Here is a 244-nt window from a genome sequence, read left to right on the forward strand (position 1 = left end):
CCAGAACATCCGGGTCAACCACGACGAAAGCACCTTCGTCGGCCACGACCGCAGCGAGCGGGTGGAGAACGACGAGACCATCGCCATCGGCAACGACCGCCAGGAAACGGTGGGCAACGACGAGGAAGTGACCATCGCCCGCGATCGCCGCCACGCCATCGGCCAGGACGACAGCCTGAACGTCGAGCGCAACCGGCTGATCCGCATCGGCAAGGACCGCACTGAGGAAGTCGGCAACGACCGC

1 protein-coding gene is annotated in these 244 nt (G+C 66.0%); it reads left to right on the forward strand.

Annotated elements, in window-relative coordinates; translation table 11 throughout:
* Nucleotides 1-244 (forward strand): bacteriophage T4 gp5 trimerisation domain-containing protein (locus PSEWESI4_RS24985; protein WP_408004337.1); only part of this gene is annotated, 244 nt, incomplete at both ends.

Origin of the sequence: Zestomonas carbonaria, from assembly GCF_904061905.1 — a bacterium.
In the GTDB taxonomy this organism is placed as follows: domain Bacteria; phylum Pseudomonadota; class Gammaproteobacteria; order Pseudomonadales; family Pseudomonadaceae; genus Aquipseudomonas; species Aquipseudomonas carbonaria.